This window comes from Trinickia dinghuensis (genome assembly GCF_003367175.1).
Lineage (GTDB): Bacteria > Pseudomonadota > Gammaproteobacteria > Burkholderiales > Burkholderiaceae > Trinickia > Trinickia dinghuensis.
This window is the reverse complement of record NZ_QRGA01000029.1, coordinates 1-16,733: the sequence shown is the minus strand read 5'-3', so window position 1 is coordinate 16,733 and position 16,733 is coordinate 1. Positions and strand designations below refer to the sequence as shown.

Annotated in this window: 15 protein-coding genes; 7 read left to right on the top strand and 8 right to left on the bottom strand. The window is 63.3% G+C overall.

The annotated features are described in order from the left end of the window. The first annotated feature begins 98 nt into the window (after positions 1-98). Genes DWV00_RS32650 through DWV00_RS32640 form a run of 3 tightly spaced genes read left to right on the top strand, consistent with a single transcriptional unit; the run spans position 99 to position 3,510 of the window. On the top strand, positions 99-1,244 hold the full coding sequence (locus DWV00_RS32650) for an HPP family protein (protein WP_115537753.1): 1,146 nt from the start codon (positions 99-101) through the stop codon (positions 1,242-1,244). A gap of 60 nt (positions 1,245-1,304) precedes the next feature. Beyond that, positions 1,305-1,721, top strand: coding sequence for a MarR family winged helix-turn-helix transcriptional regulator (locus DWV00_RS32645; protein ID WP_115537752.1), 417 nt, complete (start codon positions 1,305-1,307; stop codon positions 1,719-1,721). A gap of 13 nt (positions 1,722-1,734) precedes the next feature. Continuing rightward, complete coding sequence (locus tag DWV00_RS32640) at positions 1,735-3,510, top strand: chloride channel protein (protein WP_115537751.1); 1,776 nt, start codon at positions 1,735-1,737, stop codon at positions 3,508-3,510. Between the two features lie 573 nt (positions 3,511-4,083). Here the strand turns inward: DWV00_RS32640 and DWV00_RS34265 are convergent. From DWV00_RS34265 to DWV00_RS32605, 7 genes are all read right to left on the bottom strand, one after another. Further along, positions 4,084-4,296 (bottom strand): hypothetical protein, encoded by a 213-nt coding sequence (locus tag DWV00_RS34265; protein ID WP_181885656.1) that lies wholly within the window; start codon positions 4,294-4,296, stop codon positions 4,084-4,086. Positions 4,297-4,312: 16 nt separating this feature from the next. Beyond that, the gene (locus DWV00_RS32630; protein ID WP_115537749.1) at positions 4,313-5,695 is read right to left on the bottom strand and encodes an amino acid permease; all 1,383 of its coding nucleotides are present in this window, start codon (positions 5,693-5,695) and stop codon (positions 4,313-4,315) included. A gap of 226 nt (positions 5,696-5,921) precedes the next feature. Then, positions 5,922-6,983, bottom strand: a complete 1,062-nt coding sequence (locus DWV00_RS32625) for an NAD(P)/FAD-dependent oxidoreductase (protein WP_115537780.1) — start codon at positions 6,981-6,983, stop codon at positions 5,922-5,924. Positions 6,984-7,271: 288 nt separating this feature from the next. Further along, on the bottom strand, positions 7,272-8,417 hold the full coding sequence (locus tag DWV00_RS32620) for a porin (protein ID WP_115537748.1): 1,146 nt from the start codon (positions 8,415-8,417) through the stop codon (positions 7,272-7,274). Between the two features lie 613 nt (positions 8,418-9,030). Then, on the bottom strand, positions 9,031-9,384 hold the full coding sequence (locus DWV00_RS32615; RefSeq protein WP_115537779.1) for a DUF3564 family protein: 354 nt from the start codon (positions 9,382-9,384) through the stop codon (positions 9,031-9,033). A 131-nt stretch (positions 9,385-9,515) separates the two neighbouring features. Further along, on the bottom strand, positions 9,516-10,103 hold the full coding sequence (locus tag DWV00_RS32610; RefSeq protein ID WP_115537747.1) for a hypothetical protein: 588 nt from the start codon (positions 10,101-10,103) through the stop codon (positions 9,516-9,518). A 282-nt stretch (positions 10,104-10,385) separates the two neighbouring features. Continuing rightward, a complete protein-coding gene (locus tag DWV00_RS32605; protein WP_115537746.1) occupies positions 10,386-10,985 on the bottom strand; it encodes an alpha-ketoglutarate-dependent dioxygenase AlkB family protein in 600 nt (199 codons plus the stop codon). 208 nt (positions 10,986-11,193) lie between these two features. Here DWV00_RS32605 and DWV00_RS32600 point away from each other — a divergent pair, with 208 nt between their 5' ends. After that, the gene (locus DWV00_RS32600) at positions 11,194-11,778 is read left to right on the top strand and encodes a malonic semialdehyde reductase (protein WP_115537778.1); all 585 of its coding nucleotides are present in this window, start codon (positions 11,194-11,196) and stop codon (positions 11,776-11,778) included. Positions 11,779-11,889: 111 nt separating this feature from the next. Here the strand turns inward: DWV00_RS32600 and DWV00_RS32595 are convergent, their stop codons facing one another. After that, the gene (locus DWV00_RS32595; RefSeq protein ID WP_115537777.1) at positions 11,890-12,210 is read right to left on the bottom strand and encodes a hypothetical protein; all 321 of its coding nucleotides are present in this window, start codon (positions 12,208-12,210) and stop codon (positions 11,890-11,892) included. Positions 12,211-12,439: 229 nt separating this feature from the next. On the opposite strand from DWV00_RS32595, the gene DWV00_RS32590 reads away from it, so the two are divergent. The 3 genes from DWV00_RS32590 (at position 12,440) to DWV00_RS32580 (ending at position 16,554) form a co-directional block, all read left to right on the top strand. Further along, the gene (locus DWV00_RS32590) at positions 12,440-13,603 is read left to right on the top strand and encodes a metallophosphoesterase (protein ID WP_115537745.1); all 1,164 of its coding nucleotides are present in this window, start codon (positions 12,440-12,442) and stop codon (positions 13,601-13,603) included. A 185-nt stretch (positions 13,604-13,788) separates the two neighbouring features. Next, positions 13,789-13,917 (top strand): hypothetical protein, encoded by a 129-nt coding sequence (locus DWV00_RS35170; protein ID WP_425452886.1) that lies wholly within the window; start codon positions 13,789-13,791, stop codon positions 13,915-13,917. Between the two features lie 339 nt (positions 13,918-14,256). Further along, complete coding sequence (locus DWV00_RS32580; protein ID WP_115537743.1) at positions 14,257-16,554, top strand: two-partner secretion domain-containing protein; 2,298 nt, start codon at positions 14,257-14,259, stop codon at positions 16,552-16,554. Positions 16,555-16,733 lie beyond the last annotated feature (179 nt).

The window sequence follows — 16,733 nt, the reverse complement described above, 5'->3', positions numbered from 1 at the left end:
GCGCGCTTATATCACATTGAGATATAATCGCCGGCTCGCAAGGCGACGGTGCGACCGTTCGCCGCTCTTTTCATCCTCTGATCCGAAGAATAATCGCCGTGCCTAGCCAAGCCGTGTTGCGCTGGTTCGCCAGCTTTGCCCCGCATCCGATCGCCGTCTCGTGGCGCGAGCGCTTACGCGCTTGTCTCGGTGCACTGCTCGGCATAGCGGCGATGGGCGCATCGGTGCATTGGCTGCTGGGCCCGGAAGCGGTCGTCCCGTTTCTGATCGCGCCGATGGGCGCATCGGCCGTGCTGCTCTTCGGCGTACCCGCCAGCCCGCTCGCGCAGCCGTGGTCGTTCGTCGGCGGCAACCTCGTCGCCGCGACGCTCGGCGTGCTCAGTGCGATGTGGATCGGCAATCCGATCGTCGCATCGGCGGTCGCGCTCTCCGCGGCCATCGGCGTCATGTTCGCCTTGCGCTGTATCCACCCGCCCTCGGGCGCGGTGGCGTTGACGGCCGTACTGGGCGGCCCGGCCATTCACGCACTGGGCCTGCGCTTCGTCATCGAGCCGGTCGCGCTGCAATCGGTCGTGCTGCTCGCAGCGGCCATCATTTATCACACGATTACCGGCCATCGCTATCCGCACGTCAGCCGCCCCGCCGCGCAAACGACGCCCGGCGTCGCGGGTGTGACGCGCGCCGATCTCGAAGCGATCGTTCGCGGGCGAGGCGAAATGCTCGCCGTCGCCGCGGACGACCTCGAATCGGTCGTGCACGAAGCGCAATTGCTCGCGTATGCACGCAGCTTCAGCGAATTGACGTGTGGCGGCATCATGTCGCGCGACGCCGTCAGCGTGTCGGCCGACATGTCGGCCGCCGCCGCTTGGCGACTGCTCGAGCGCCATCACATCAAAGCGCTGCCCGTCGTCGACGAAACGAAACGCGTGGTCGGGATCGTCACGCGCACCGACTTCGTCGGACGCACGGCCTTCGGATTGCGCTTGACCGGCCCGCGCAAGCGCTGGTCGCTCAAACGCAACGCGCGCGAAGCGTATCGCGTCGACGACTTGATGACGCCGAACGTGCGCACGGTCGATCTGAACTTGCCCGTCGCCGAACTCATTCCGGTATTCGCGCATTACGGACACCACCACCTTCCCGTGGTGGACAACGCGCGCCGGCTGATCGGCATGATCACCCAAACGGATTTGATCGGTGGCCTGCATCGGCAAACGCAGACGCGCCAGCTGAAGATTGCGTAGACCATTTATATCACAACGTGATATTATTTCGGGCTTCGCACTTCTTGCCCATCGATCCCGATGAAACCATCCGACGACAGCGCGCTCGCCAAGACCGATTTCGAGCAACTCTCGGAGTTCCGCTACCAGATGCGGCGCTTCGAACGATTTTCCGAGCGCGCCGCGCAAGAGGAAGGCATCACGCCGCTGCAATACCTGCTGCTGCTGCACGTGAAGGGTTATCCCGGCCGCTGCTGGGCCACGATCGGCGAGTTGGCTGAGCGCTTGCAGGCGCAGCACCACGGCGTCGTCGCCTTGGTGTCGCGCTGCGAGGCGCTCGATCTCGTGAAGCGCAAGGTCAGCGAAACGGACAGGCGGCAGGTGGAAGTCCATCTGCAAAAAGCAGGCGAAACGGTATTGGCAAAACTGGCGGCGTTGCACCGCGCGGAGTTGATCTCGCTCCAAGGTGCCTTCAGCGTGCCGCAAATTGATTTGTGACTTAGGTAATTCTATGAGCGACCACCTCGACCCAAACAAACGGGACTTCTCCGCGAACGCGCGATTACCCGGCATCTGCGCACTCGCTGCCGTCATCGGCGTACTCAGCACGATCGCAGCCATCGTGCTGCTCAAGCTGATCTACATGTTCACGAACCTGTTCTTCTTCGGCACGTTCTCGTTCGTGAATCACTCGCCGGCCGATAACAAGCTCGGCGCTTGGGTGATCCTCATCCCCGCGCTCGGCGGGGTCATCGTCGGCTTGATCGCGCGCTTCGGCTCGGACAAGATCCGCGGCCACGGCATTCCCGAAGCCATCGAAGCGATTCTGTTCGGCAAAAGCCGCATGTCGCCGAAGGTCGCCATCCTCAAGCCGCTCTCGTCCGGCGTCGTGATCGGCAGCGGCGGGCCGTTCGGCGCGGAAGGTCCGATCATCATGACGGGCGGCGCGCTGGGCTCGCTGCTCGCGCAATGCGTGAAAGTCACGGCCGCCGAGCGCAAGACGCTGCTCGTGGCCGGCGCGGCCGCCGGTATGACGGCCGTGTTCGGCACGCCTGTCGCGGCGGTGCTGCTCGCGGTCGAACTGCTGCTGTTCGAATGGCGCCCGCGTAGCTTCCTGCCCGTCGCGCTCGCTTGCGCCGTGGCCGGGTTCATGCGTGCGCAATGGTTCGGCGTCGGCCCGCTGTTTCCGCTCGAGACCGCGCCCCCGGGCACGATCTCGCTGATCTCGTGCTTGATCCTCGGCATCGCGAGCGGCGCGCTCGCGTCGGGGTTGTCGGTGGCGCTCTACGCGACGGAAGACCTGTTCGCGAAGCTGCCGGTGCACTGGATGTGGTGGCCCGCCATCGGCGGCCTCGTCATCGGCCTCGGCGGCCTGATCGAGCCGCGTGCCCTCGGCGTCGGCTACGACGTCATCGGCGATTTGCTCCATCAACAGCTTGCAGTGAAGATCGCCGTTTCGATTCTCGTCGTGAAGGCGATCATCTGGGTCATCGCGCTCGGCTCCGGCACCTCGGGCGGCGTGCTCGCCCCGCTGCTCATGCTCGGCGCCGGCCTCGGCATCGTCATGGGCCCCATCCTGCCGGGCCACGAGGCGGGATTGTGGCCGCTCGTCGCCATGTCGGCCACGCTCGGCGCCACGCTCGGCGCGCCGCTGACGGCAATCGTCTTCGCATTCGGCCTCACGCACGATGCGAACGCGCTGCTGCCGCTGCTCACTGCGACACTCGTCGCGCACGGCTTCACGACGGTGGTCATGCGGCGTTCGATCATGACCGAGAAGATTGCGCGGCGCGGTTATCACATCTATCGCGAGTACGGCGTCGATCCGCTCGAGCGCCATCACGTCGATGAAGTGATGACGCGCACGGTACGCACCATCGATGCGGCACTGTCCGTGGGCGAAGCGCTCTTGTCGTTCTTCGGCCCGAGTCAAACGCACCGCGCTTACCCGGTGGTGAAGGGCGAGCGTCTCGTCGGCGTCGCCGATCGCGAAACCCTCGTTGCGCTGGCCTCCGAGCAAGGCAGCGACATGACGATCGGCGAAGCGCTCGCCGCCAAATCGGTCACTGTCGCGCTGGCAAGCGAAACGTGCCGGCTCGTCGCGGCACGGCTCGCGGTGCATGGTCTCGAACGCGTGCCGGTCGTGACCGATCACGACTCGATGAAGCTCGAAGGTCTCGTCTCGCGAAGCGACCTCGTCAAGCCCTCGCGCATGCACTTCGAGGAAGAGCAGAAGAGAGAGCGCTTCCGTCGATTGAGTTGGCGTTCCGCGAAGCGTCGCAGCTAAGGCTTCGCGGCTCGTTCGTCTAGATCGAAACGTGCAGGGCGAGCATTCGATCCATGCTCGCCCCCTCCCTCCCACCCGCACGCTTCGTGGGGAAATGTCATAGGACGTTTCCCTATCCCCGCTCCCTTCTCCCTCCCCTACGTTCGGCCCCCTAGGTAATTTCCACGCTGTCGCCCGCGCGCGCCATCGCCTATTATTCATCATACCAATAGGCGACAGGTTGACACGGGGGAGCGCGGCGCTCGAACAGCGCCTGCGGGGAGCGGTGCACGCCTTCGCGAATGACAAAAGTTCGACGATTAGCGGCGGGCGGTACGCCCGCGCACATTCGCGGCGTGACGGGGACACGACAATGAATTCACGTAAAACGGCAGGAATGCAATCGGCCGTTTCAACGTGAACTCATAATCGTGTACGTCAATGGCGCCTGCACAAAACGAGAAAGAGCGAGCGGGGATGCCGGCTGAATACTCGGCACGAATGCGATTGCGCGCGCTGTCGGCGCGTGCCGCGCACAACAAATTACGACGAGAGATTCAGCCGGTTTCGCAACGCCACGCCTTGCGCCAGCGCCTAACGGGGAGGCGTGACATGGACATCATCGAGCTGGCTCGAGAAGCCGGCCTGCAAGTGCTGCTCGATGCGCGCATCGGCACCGTCACCTACCACAGCGTCGCGGGTTCCCTCACTGCGCTGCAGCGCTTCGCCGATGCCGTCGAAGCCGCGACGCGAGAGCGGCCGCCGCGGCTGCATGATGTAGTCGGGCGCCGCGCGAGGCTGCCGCACCGCATACCATGCAAGGTTATCGGCCGCCGGCCCCGACCGGCACGGCCGCATTCGAACGCCGCTTCGCCGCGTGGCCGAGCCACATGACGACGAGCCAGACGGGAACGAGCCAAACGGCAACGGATAGGCCCGGCGTGAACGCGAGAATCCCGAGGACCATCGCCATGAACGCCAGGCAAATCCAATTGGCGACCGGAAAGGCGATCGACTTGAACACGAGTTGCTGACCCGCTGCCACCATCGCCTTGCGTGCCTTCAGATGCGTGAGGCTGATGAGCGCCCAATTGATGACGAGCGCGGCGACGACGAGCGACATCAAGATGTCGAGCGCACGCGCCGGAATCAGATAGTCGATGATGACGCAGGCGAACGTCGCAACGGCGGACAACCCGATGGCGACGTAAGGCACGCCGCGACGATCGACCTTGAGCAGCGCGCGCGGCGCGTTGCCCTGCTCGGCCAGACCATAGAGCATCCGGCTGTTCGCATACACCGAGCTGTTGTAGACGGACAGCGCCGCGGTCAGCACGACCACATTGAGCACATTGGCCGTGAGCCCCGCTCCAATCTGCGAAAAGATCATGACGAACGGGCTGCCGCCTTGCGCGACTTCGTTCCAGGGGTGCAGCGCGAGCAGCACGACGAGCGAGCCGATATAGAAAATCAAAATGCGATAGAGCACTTGATTGACCGCTTTCGGAATCGTGCGGCCCGGATCGTCGGCTTCGGCCGCCGTGATCCCGATGAGTTCGAGCCCGCCGAACGAAAACATGATGACGGCGAGCGTCATGAACAGCCCGCGAAAGCCGTGCGGAAAGAATCCGCCATAGCGCCAGAGATTGGAGATCGACGCTTCCGGGCCGCCGTGCCCGCTCTCGAGCAGATAGGCGCCGAAGACGATCATGCCGATCACGGCCACGACCTTGATGATCGCGAACCAGAATTCGGTTTCCCCGTAGGCCTTGACGTTAGCCAGGTTCACCGCGTTGATGGCGACGAAGCAGACCAGCGCCGAAACCCATGTGGGGACGCCGGGCCACCAGTAATGGACATAGGTGCCGACGGCCGTGAGTTCGGCCATGCTGACGAGTACGTAGAGCACCCAGTAATTCCAGCCCGACAAGAAGCCCGCGAAATCGCCCCAGTATTTGTATGCGAAGTGACTGAACGAACCGGCCACCGGTTCTTGCGCCACCATCTCGCCGAGCTGGCGCATGATCAGGAAGGCGATGAATCCGCCGATCGCATAGCCGAGGATCATCGAAGGGCCGGCCGCTTTCAGTACGCTGGCCGATCCCAGAAAGAGACCGGTGCCGATCGCGCCGCCGAGCGCGATCAGTTGGATGTGGCGATTTTTCAGCCCGCGCTGTAAGCCGGCGTGCTCGTTGGGACGCGTCAAAACAAACCTCCTCTCCTGGTGGGAACGATGTATCGATGAGGCGCCCGGTCAACTCATGATTGCCCGGGCAAAGCCGATCATTGTACCCATCCCAACTAAGCGCGCCCACTGCGGCAACCCGCATGACTGCCCGGCAAGCACGGGCGGACGGACCCGGTCGCCGGTCGCCGGTCGCCGGTCGCCGGTCGCCGGTCGCCGGTCGCCGGTCGCCGGTCGCCGGTCGCATTCAAGTGACTGACGTGCCGAGGATGCGTTCTGACAAAGCGGCGTCGTAGCTCGAATGCACGTGCACGCGCTTCTTGTCGGGGAAGGCGTAGCCATAGGCCTTGCGCAATGCGAGCGATGCCTCGTGAAAGCCCGACAAGATCAGCTTTTGCTTGTTCGGATAGGTCGCGATGTCGCCGACCCCGAAAATCCCCGGCACCGACGTTTCGTAGTACGAAGTATCGACGGCGACGCGTCCCGCGCGAACGTCGAGCCCCCACCCCGCGATCGGCCCCAAATCCGCGACGAGACCGTATAGCGCGACCAGATGATCCGCTTCGATCGTCGTGTCGCCGCCGAGCGTCTTGATATCGATCGATTGCAGCGCGCCGTCCGCGGCGTTCAGCGTGGCGATCGTACCGATGACGAGATCCATCTGGCCGGCGGCCACCGCCCGCTGCATCTCCTGCACCGTGGCGTCGGCCGCGCGAAACGCATTGCGCCGGTGCACGAGCGTGACGCGCTTGGCCTGATCGCGCAGCGCAAGCGCCCAGTCGAGCGCCGAATCGCCGCCGCCCGCGACGACGATGCGCCGATCGGCGAACATCGCGCGCTGGCGCACGGCATAGTGCACGCTCCGCCCTTCGAGCGCCTGCGCTTCGGGCAGCCCCACACGTTGCGGCACGAAGGCGCCGTTGCCCGCGGACAGCAGCACCGCGGCAGTGTCGAACACCAGACCGCGGTCGGTCGTCACCTTCCAGCGATGCGCCTCTTCGATCCGCTCGACGCGCATGACACGCTCGCCGAGATGAATCTGCGGTGCAAACGGCTTGCACTGCTCCATGAGGCGGTCGATCAGTTGCCGCGCGGTACAGACCGGGACGGCCGGAATATCGAATATCGGCTTGTCGGGATACAGCTCGATGCATTGACCGCCGACTTGCTCGAGCGCATCGACGATATGACACGACAAGCCGATGACGCCCGCCTCGAACGCCGCAAAAAGCCCAACCGGTCCCGCACCGATGATGAGAACGTCGGTGCGCAGCACCTCGTCTTTCGCCGGCGCCACTGCTTCACTCATGATCGCTACCTCGATGATGTCGATGGCCTTGCTGAAGCCGGTGCATCGAACGTGCACGGCACCGCCAGGCGCGCGGCACGCTGGCTCAGAGCAAGTATAGGGAGAACCCCGATGCGGCGCGGTTTGGCCCGTTCGCGAGTAGGGAGAAGCTTGGCAAGGCGGGGCAAACGCGTTCGAAGATCTCGAACGCAAATAAAAACCCCCACGTTCCGGAAAACGTGGGGGCGTCGGCAATCCATGGCGCCGCGGCCGCAGCGCCATGAGTGCGACTAGACCGATAGCGCCGGCTTAGAAGCGGTGACGCAGGCCAACCGTGGCGGCCGTTTGGTTGTCCGACGAGGACACACCGCCGAACGAGCCGTTGTAGATCGCTGCCGCGCCGGCCGAGCTCGAGTGCTGGTACACCGCTTGAGCGTAGACGTCCGTGCGCTTGGACAGGAAGTAATCGGCTTGCACGCCGACTTGGTGGAAGCGAGCACCGACGTTCGCGCCCAGCACCGAACCGCGCTGGTCCGTGAACGTGTATGCAGCGCCCAGACCCAGAGCCGGCGTCAGGTTGTACTTCGCGTTGACTTCGTAGTTGTCGGCACGAATATTCGCCGCCGCTTGCGCGTTGTCGAGACGCGCTTGCGTCCACACCGCGCCGACTTGCGCCGGGCCGAATGCATAGCTCGCACCCGCGCCGAACGTACGCTGACGGAAGTTGCCGATCGTCGTGCCCGCGCCGTTCACCGCCGCGGCGACACCGTTCGCGCCCGCACCGAGGTACGAACCGTCGGTTGCGCCGCTATTGCCGGCGAGCGGGTTGTTTTGCTGGACGTAAGCAGCTGCCACGCGCAGGCCTTGGAGCTGATACGCGGCGCCGAGGCTGTATTCGCGGTTGTTCGCGTAGGCGCCGGCTTGGTTCGAGAAGCCGTACGTGCCGCCGAACGTGAAGCCAGCGTAGTCGGCGCTCGAGAACTTGATCGAGTTGTTGACCGCGAAGCCCGTGTTCGTGCTCAGGTTGTCGAAGTTGCCGACGTGAGCGAACGACGTGCCGCCCCAGCTGCCCGTTGCGCTCAACGGAGCCAGGTAGTCTTGTTCGGCGTCATATTGGCGGCCGAGCGTGACGGTGCCGTAGTTGCTCGACAGGCCGACGTACGATTGGCGGTTGAACTCGCTGCCGTTGTTCGCGAAACGGCCGCTGTTGATGTTGAAGCCGCTTTCCAGGTTGAAGATAGCCTTCAGACCGTTACCGAGATCTTCCGAACCCTTCAGGCCGAAGCGGCTTTGATCGATGCCGCCCGACGTTTGTTGCCAGTTGGCCTTGCCGCCAACGTTGCTGGTGTACGTGAGACCCGCATCGACCACGCCATAGAGCGTGACGCTGCTTTGAGCGTGTGCTGCGACTGCGAAAGAGGCGGAAACCGCTGCGACAACCAGGGTTTTTTTCATTGGAGAAATCCCTTTTATAAAACTGGCTTGCTGCCAGACTTCGGAATTAGACGGATTGACCTTCGACGCCGCTTCCGAAGCAGCTAGGCAGTCAAAACGATTGACCCGTCCGATGAGGGGCGAGTCTACGTGTCGACCCTAGGTAGGGTATACGTGGACGGCACAACACGTTCTTGCTCAAAAAGAAATAATCAATTTGGTACAAACCCCTAGATCATTGTTTTTGAACGGATTTATGGGGCAATGGCAGACGCGGGCGGGATGACCGAAACTTGGCCGTTTGGCGGTTTTGGAGTTGCGAAAGAACAACGTTTTTCACATGGCCGTCACGAACGCGAGGCACGCGGCGTGCGTTTTATAGAGGGATGAGCGCTGCGGGAGTCGATCCGCAACCGGTCGTGCGCAACCCTCCGGTTCCGGACGGGGCGGTGGAGAAGCAACGGCGGGATGGGGAGCGGGACAAAAAGACGGCCCGTCGGCAAGAGCCGAACGGGCCTAGGAGGGTTGGCCTCGAGATAGCCAAGGCCGACTATACCTAATCGAAATTCGCTCCGGGGTGTTCGTAACGAACGGTAAGACTTTTCTTGCGGGCACAGCGGCCTGATTGGCGGTTCTATCGCCTAAAGACGCTGTTCTCGGGCCGGACCGCCATCTTTTCGACGGCTTGCAGGCGCCACACACCGTGGGCGTGCCCCATCCGACCGGACGACCATTGCGCCCCGCCCTGCGCCGCCGTCGGGCAATCCCGTTCGACGTGCAAGCCGCGCAGCGTGCAAAGCGGTTGTTCGGCCGTCGGTGCGCACAGGTTCGTGACACCGCCCTCGTCACGCAACTCCCCCCAGGGCGGGAGGTCGATCCCGTCATGCGACTCTCTGGACCATACGTGCTCATCCGTATCGAGCCAAAGCACGGCGTAGTCATGATTGACGGTGGGATCGGAACCGTTAATCAAAATAGTCAAACGCATCTCCCATTTCCCCCAAGATGTTCGCCGAGACATAAAGTCTAGGCCGCGACGGGTCGATTGCAAGGCAATCGAACGCCGCGGCCGGGTCGGCTAATGGGGGCAGGAGGTGGGCGCGTTCGAAGCGCGCTGTGTCATTGGACGCCGTAGCCGCGGCTTTGCATACAGTCCCCATAGGCCTGCCAATAGGTCGTCATCGGCGGCTCGGGCGGCGGCAACGGCGGCAGATTCGGCGTAGCCCCCGACGCAGCGCCCGAGGAAGCGGACGCCATGCGGGAGGAAGCGGAGGCCGTGCCCGAAACCGGTGCGGCCGCTTGCGCCGCGCCGCTGCTCGCCGACGCCGATGCGCTCGAAACCGCGGCACCCGGCGGGGCATGACTTGCCGCGGACGTGCTGCCCGTCCCAGCCGCGGGCGATCCCGGATTTGCCGCGCCCGGCAAGCCGCCCGGCGTACCACGCGGCCCCGGCAACGGCGGTTCGCTGGCGCCGGCGCCCGCGTCGGCGGCGGAAGCAAATCGAAGCGGCGTAGTGCGCACCGGGCGCTGAGGCTGACGCGCCATGTCGACACCCGTTTGCTGCTTCGCCTGCCAATAGCAATAAGCGTTGTCGACGCCTTGGGCCGCCCCAGTTTGACTGCGCAGCGGATAGACCGACGGCCGCTGAGCGAACGCCGTCGTCGACAAAGCGATCAACGCTGCGGTTGCTAAGAGGGAAGTCTTCATCGGCTGTCGTTCCTTCGGTATCGCCATCGATCGTCAAAAAGGTATCGCCCATCTACGCAGTCGCGCGCCGCGCGCCCGCCGGCGACCCTGTTGTCAGCATAGAGGCAGCGAAAGCCGTCATAACGAGAGAGTATCGGCACCTTCGGCCATATTCCCTGCAATAAGGGACAGATAGGTAACTCGAAGCTTTATGCGCATAAATTTCTTATAAGATTTTTAGCGCAAAAGATACGCCGAGCCGGCGATTTCAATCAGTAGAACTGAGCAATTCCCGACGTGATGTCACACGTCCTCGCGCGCCGTCACGAATCGGAACGTCAGATTGATCCGCTCGCCCATGAGCCCCGGTGCTTTCGCGACGCGATGCCGCCATTCGCGCTGCGTGCGTCCGCGCATCACGAGCAGGCTGCCGCTCGTCAGTTCGAATGCCCGCTGCTGTCCCGTTTCGTTGTGCCGAAGGTCGAACCGCCGCGCGACGCCAAGACTGACCGACGCGATCACGGGTTCCTTGCCGAGTTCGCGCTCGCGGTCGGCATGCCAGCCCATGCTGTCCTCTCCACTGCGGTACCGGTTCAGCAAGACGCTGTTGAAGCGCGTCTTGCACGTCGTCTCCGCCAGCGACCGCAGAGCTTGGACGGTCGGGGTCCATGCCAGCGGCTCGTTGCGGATTCCCGAATAGATATAGACCGCTCCCGGATCGCCCTGCCAGGCGGTGAGACGCGGCAACGGCTTGACGCCGCCCGGCGTGCCGATCCGATCCTGCTTCCATGGCACTTCGTCGATCAGCGAGGCAAACGCGAGTGCCGCCTCCTCGGGCGACAACCAATGCGGGTACCAGTCGGCATCGACCTGCGGTACGCCGCCAAACATGTCATCGATCATCCACCAATACCTTACCGGCCGAAAAGCCGGCCCAGCCGGCCCATAGTTTTCACGCGACATAAGATCGCGCGAAGAAAAAGCCGTGTCATTCGAAATCTTGCCGGCTCGTTCGCCGCCGTGTCGATGGCCGGTTGCTGCAAACAGACCGCGCCATCGTTATCATTGAACCCTTTAAACCCTAGGCCGCGCGCCGCTACCCTTGTCGATCATGCCACTTTCCGACGCAGCTCTCGATCAGTTGTTCCGCGAAGCACGCACGCACAACGCCTGGCTGCCCAAGCCGGTGGACGATGCGCTCGTTCAGCAAATCTACTCGCTGGCCGCCATGGGCCCGACGTCGGCGAACTGCAGCCCCGCCCGCTTCGTCTTCGTCAAAACGGCCGAAGCCAAGGAGCAATTGAAACCGGCGCTTTCGGCCGGCAATCTCGACAAAACGATGGCCGCCCCCGTCACGGTCATCGTCGGCATGGACATGGCGTTCTACGACCATCTGCCCAGGCTGTTTCCTCACACCGACGCGCGCAGCTGGTTCGTGGGCAACGATGACTCGATCCGCGCCACCGCGTTCCGCAATTCCTCGTTGCAAGGGGCTTATCTGATCATGGCGGCGCGCGCGCTCGGCCTCGATGCCGGCCCGATGTCCGGTTTCGACGCGGCCAAAGTGGACGAAGCCTTTTTCGCGGGGACGACGATCAAATCGAACTTCCTGATCAACCTCGGATACGGCGATGCGTCGAAGCTGCACCCGCGCAACCCGCGCCTCTCGTTCGACGAGGCCGCTCGCATCGCCTGACGAGGGCATAGCGAGCCTATGGCAAGCGCATACTCGAAGGCCGCCGCGTACCGACGATGCACGCGCGGCCCGCTCGGGCCGGCGCCGGTCCGCCCGGAGGCGCCGCCCCTTTTATGTAAGCAGCGCGATATAAAACACAATCGCCCCGATCAACGCGCCGACGAAGCAAAACCCTTCGTTCTTGCCGTCGCCGTCCGAACGCAGCCATGCACCGACCGCGCCGAACAGTCCCGCGATGCCGAGCGCGACGAATACCATCATCACGTCGAACAACGCATTTCGGCTGATCTCCAGCAGATCGGCGCGGCGCACGACGTAGTAGACGGCGAGCGCCATCAGCGAAATCACGACGAGCGGCACCATGACATGGCTGCCCTCGTAGCCGAGATGATGAGGACGATGCGGCCTATGAGCCAATTTCACGGCTTTCATCATTCGTCTCCTCCCCTTTCAAGACACCAAACCGCATAGGAATCGAATCATGAATATTCGTAGCTTAGATCGATTTCACAGCGTGGGAAACCACCGTTAACCCATGTTGCAGGCCTCCTGACGAACACCCGGCACCGTTAGGCGCACGCCGGTACAATGCTCGACGCCGCCCTTGCCCGTGCGGCTCGGTTTGCCGTCGATTCGGATTCGGCACCTTTCCCTATCGCTTATGCGCCGTTCCTCCTTCTTTACGCGCGCCATCGCCATTGGTGTGCTGCTGCATGTCTACGTCGGCCTTCGTCTCATTCCCGAACTGCCGATCGGTTTGCCGGCGAAACTGCTCGCGGCTTGCGCCCTCGCCCTGTCCTGCTGCCTGATCCCGCTCGGGATGCTCGCGCGGCGGTTCGAGCGTCAGCCGCACGCCGACCGCATCGCTTGGATCGGCTTGATCGCGATGGGCCTGTTCTCTTCGCTCCTCGTCTTCACGTTCCTGCGCGATATCGCGCTCGCGTCGGCGCTGACCGTCGATGCCCTTTGGCACCACGCGCTATTGCTCGATCAATGGCGAGTCGACTCGGCCGTCGCCGTGCCCGCGCTTGCCGTGTTGTCGACGACGATCGGCTTCGTCAATGCGCGTCGGCGCGCGAAAGTCGTCTCCGTGGATGTTCCGATCGACGAGCTGCCCGAGGCGCTCGAGGGGCTGACGATCGTTCAGATCAGCGACATTCATGTGGGCCCGACGATCAAGGCGCGCTATGTCGATGCGATCGTCGACGCCGTGAACCGTCTCCAGCCCGATCTGATCGCCGTGACCGGCGACGTCGTCGACGGCAGCGTCGAGCAGCTGTCCGATCATACGAAGCCGCTCGGCCGCCTGACGGCCCGCTACGGCACCTATCTGGTCACGGGAAACCACGAGTACTACTCGGGTGCGGCGCAGTGGATTGCCGAGTTCGATCGTCTGGGGCTGCACGTTCTTCTGAACGAACACGTGGTGCTCGAGCACAAGGGCACACCGTTCATCGTCGCGGGCGTGACCGACTACACGGCCGGCCACTTCGACGAAGCCCACCGCAGCGATCCGGCCGCGGCGCTCGCCCATGCACCTCACGACGTGCGCATCAAGCTGTTGCTCGCGCATCAGCCGCGCACCGCCCTCGTCGCAGCCGACGCCGGCTACACGCTGCAGTTGTCCGGACACACGCACGGCGGCCAGTTCTTTCCCTGGAATTTCTTCGTGCGCCTGCAGCAGCCGTTCACGGCCGGGCTCGCGAAGCTCGGAACGCTGTGGGTCTACACGAGCCGCGGAACCGGTTATTGGGGACCGCCCAAGCGGCTCGGCGCACCGTCGGAAATCACACGTCTGCGGCTAGTCCGCGATGCGGCGAACTGAAGAAGCGAAGCACCGAAGCACTGAAGGACTGACGCACTAGCGATGCGAGGGGGCCTCCGGCATGCGGATGCGGGCCACGAGCGGATAGTGATCGGATGCATGCCGAGCGAACGCGCTGCGATGATCATGGCGAAGTCCCAGGCGAAGATATCGATGCGCAACCGTCGCCGCATCGACGACAGCGTTTGCAAAAACTCGCCCAACGCGCCGGGCAGGCCGTCGTCCGGGCCATCCGGCACGAGCCGCATGCGGCTGTCGATATCCCAGCCGACGATGAAGATCGTGCGCTCGGCTCGCAGCAGCGCCTCGCGTAAACCGAGAAATACGCACTGCCGTCGATTAGGAGTACTAAGCGATACGCGATGTCGAAACGGCGATCGTGCTGGCTGATGCCGCCCTGGCGTTATTTTCGCGATGAAAAAAGAAGTCCCCGAACAACTAAAGATCGTCCGATTGCGCAGCCACATTTGCGGCGCTCAATCGTTACTCTCACTACCGATTCGTCTGACCTATTCGATCTTGCCGCTCCAGCTGTCGAAATCTACCGGTCGGCGCTTCATCGGTTTGTCCATCTACAACATGCAACCCGTCGCCCGCGCCGGACCGCGCCGCTGTCGGACAACGCTGGCGGCAAAACCACTCAGAGCGAGGCCATGAAACCGACAAATTCCGAATCAAGCGCATCGAGCGCATTAAGTAAAGCGAGATCCGTTTCCGCCATCCCGTTTGCCGTCGCCATTCTATTTGCCTCGGTCCATGCGTACGCCGGCGGCCTACTGCCGAGCGGCGGAAAATTCATCGCGGGCACCGGATCGATCCACGGCAACGGTCAGCAATTGACGATCAATCAAACATCGAGCCGCGGTGTCATCGACTGGACGAGCTTTATGATCGGCAACGGCAAGCGCGTCGAAATCGACAACGGCGCCGGCGCCACGCTCAACCGTGTCACGGGCGGCGTCCCCTCCTGGATTCTCGGTACGCTCTCGGCCACCGGCAGCGTCTATCTGATCAACCCGCAGGGCGTCGTCGTCGGCCCGAGCGGCGTCATATCGACGGGCGGTCGCTTCGTCGCATCGACGCTGGACGCGGACAACACCGCATTCATGCAAGGCGGCCCGTTGACGCTCACGGGCACCTCGACGGCCGATGTCGTCAACCTGGGTAAGATCGGCTCTAGCGGCGGCGATGTCTTTCTCGTCGCACGCAACGCGGTGCTCAACCTAGGCGATATCTCCGCGCCGGCCGGCTCCGTCGAACTGGCAGCCGGTCAGAACGTGCTGCTCCAGGATTCGTCCACGAGCCGCCAAGTCTTCGTACAAACGGGCAGCCGCGGCACGGTCACCAATCTAGGTACACTCCAAGCGGCACAGATCAGCCTGCAAGCGGCCGACGGCAACATCTACGCATTCAGCGGCAATCATTCCGCCATCCGCGCGACCGGTACTGCGACACGCGACGGCCACATTTGGCTGGTCGCCGATACGGGCACCGTCCACATGTCAGGAACGTTGAGCGCGAAGAACGCCGACGGCACGGGCGGCACCGTCGACACGTCCGCGTCCGCATTCGCGCCTGGCCTGTTCGGCTTGTTCGGCGCGACGGTCGACGCCGGCACTTGGAACCTCGCCATGCCAAGCCTGAACGTGACGCAGCCGATCGGCGCGGCCATGACGAACAGCCTCGGCGCAGGCACCTCGCTCAACGTCAACACGACGCAAGGCAATATCGAGATCGGCACGAACCTCGGCTGGAAAGGCAGCGCGGCGCTGACACTCGGTGCCTATGGATCGATCGCTATCGACAAAGGCGTGAAGATCAGCAATCAGGGCGCGGGCAATCTTACGCTGCGTGCCGATGCCTCCGGCATCGACAATCAAGGCAAGATCACCAATAACAGCACACTCGACTGGTCGAACAGCGCGGGCGTGGTGAGTGCGCTCTACGACATGAACGGGACGTACACACCGGGCACGCTGCTCGCGAACGCAGCATGGACGCCTGCTGAGGGCAGCGGGATGACCACGCAGATAACCGGTTACGAACTCGTGAACTCGTTCACCGACCTGCAAAACGTTTCACAGAACTTGGCCGGCAACTACGCGCTCGGCAAGAATCTCGATGACGGGGGCGGCCACTTCACGCCGATCGGCAACGCCACGACGCCGTTTTCCGGGCAGTTCGATGGCATGGGCCATACGATCAACCACATCTTGATCATGCCGGTCTATCCCGCGCCTTACGCGTCGGCACCGCTGCCGTCCGGGCTCTTCGGCGTGATCGGCAATGCGGGCGTAGTCCGGAATCTGAGCCTCACGAACAGCCAATCGTCGCCGGTCAATTACGTCTACACGATGTCGCCGGGCGGCCTGCTCGCCGGGATCAATCAAGGCCACATCGCGAACGTCTTCGTGAGCGGCACGCTCACCGCTTGGGATTTCTCGATTCTCGGCGGCCTTGTAGGGCAGAACCTGGGGCTGATCGAGCGCTCGGCCGCCAACGTCACTGTCTCGGGAGAGACGAGCGACCTAGGCGGGCTCGTTGGGGACAATGGCGGCAAGATCGCGCAATGCTATTCGACAGGCTGGGTTCAGGGTATCGATCATCCCTCGATGCCGGGCGGGCTCGTTGCCTATAACTCGGGGACGATTAGCCAGTCGTTCGTCACGGGCGCGGTCACGGGTGACTGGATGACTGCCCCGAGCCTTGCCGCGCTGACCGCCGCCAACTCGGGTACGGTGACGGCCGACAATTATTGGAACGTCCAGACGACAGGGGTGAATAACGGCGGCGGCGCGCCCGCGAGCAATGGTTTGACGACGGCGCAAATGAGCAATGCCGCCAGTTACGTAGGCTGGGACTTCAGCGCAAACGGTGCGTGGGTGATGCCGGCCGGTGCGACTCATCCGGTATTGCGGTGGCAATTGGCTGCCGGCTCGCAAACACAGTAACGCAGCTCGTGCGCCGGAATGGAAATTTTTCGGCGCGTAAAAGCACAAACCCCCGAGAGCGCGGGGCTGTCGGGGGTTTGGGTACTACTTGCTCTGCATTGGCTCAGAGTAACCGCTAAAGCGCTAACTCTGACCGTAAAGGGAGCCTGACGATTACCTACTTTCACACGGGCAATCCG